Annotated in this window: 2 protein-coding genes and 1 pseudogene; all 3 read left to right on the top strand. The window is 42.6% G+C overall.

Annotation, left to right across the window (positions count from 1 at the left end; translation table 11 throughout):
- A pseudogene (locus RTP52_RS08510) lies at positions 1-327 on the top strand (EamA family transporter); the annotation flags it as partial.
- Between the two features lie 4 nt (positions 328-331).
- Positions 332-619 (top strand): hypothetical protein, encoded by a 288-nt coding sequence (locus RTP52_RS08505; protein WP_312102962.1) that lies wholly within the window; start codon positions 332-334, stop codon positions 617-619.
- A gap of 20 nt (positions 620-639) precedes the next feature.
- Positions 640-933: BMC domain-containing protein (locus RTP52_RS08500; RefSeq protein ID WP_012199443.1), on the top strand; the 294-nt coding region annotated here is incomplete at its 3' end.

The raw sequence follows: 933 nt of genomic DNA, 5'->3' as shown, positions 1-933 counted from the left end.
GTCGATTTATTCGTGATTCTACCTATTCTCGGAGGTATGGGACTATTAGGAATGACCCTTTCAGCAGGAGTACCTGCTATCTGGCTTGCAGCAGCTGGCCTTAGTGCAGCGGTATCATTTGTATGCTGGTATAAGAGTAATTCTACAGTAGGATGCGCAATTGGTATGTCCTTAAATGTAACATATGCTTTTTGGGGAGTTTTCTTCTGTGTACTGTTCTTAGGACAGGCACTTACCCCTACGATTGTCGTTGGTTCTCTTGTAATTGTACTTGGTGCAATTGTAGTAACCATGAATCCACTGGATTTATTTAAGAAAGGGGCTTAAGGATATGTTATTACCTGCAAGAACAGCAGTTCTAAATTATTTGTACGATGTTAAAAATGCGGATGTCAGCCAGATTATGGAGGCTTTAAAGCCGCAATACGGCGGAGAACGCCAGTTTACAAAAAAACTTTATTTAGACCATGTTATGTCTCTCGAGGCAAATGGATTTGTTAACATAAGTAGCTATGACCTAGATAAGGACGGAGAGTTACGCGTGTGCTATGAAATCAGTGATGATGGAAGAAGCGCAGTTGATAAATATGTGGATAAGAAATACCGCAGCCACAAATAAAAAAGAGGAGGTTTACAAAAGTGAAATATTACGGAAATGAAGCTTTAGGGCTAGTAGAAACCGTTGGTCTGGTTCCTGCACTGGAGGCAGCAGACAAGATGCTCAAGGCCGCAAATGTTGAATTGATTTCCTATGAAAATGTAGGCTCCACCCTGGTAACCATTATGGTGAAAGGTGATGTGGCAGCAGTACGTTCCGCTGTAGAGGCTGGCGCAGAAGCTGCAGCAGCCATCGGTAAGCTGACCGCAAAGAATGTAATGCCAAGACCAATCAAAGAGGTTGGCGACATTGTATCAGTATACGATATTGACGCA

It is taken from the genome of Lachnoclostridium sp., assembly GCF_031997925.1.
In the GTDB taxonomy this organism is placed as follows: Bacteria; Bacillota; Clostridia; order Lachnospirales; family Lachnospiraceae; genus Lachnoclostridium.
The sequence above is the reverse complement of the archived record's forward strand: the minus strand, read 5'-3'. Positions and strand labels throughout refer to the sequence as shown.

Coding starts and splice junctions, on each gene's coding strand:
- RTP52_RS08505 (WP_312102962.1), top strand. CDS start 332: ATGTTATTACCTGCAAGAACAGCAGTTCTAAATTATTTGTACGATGTT.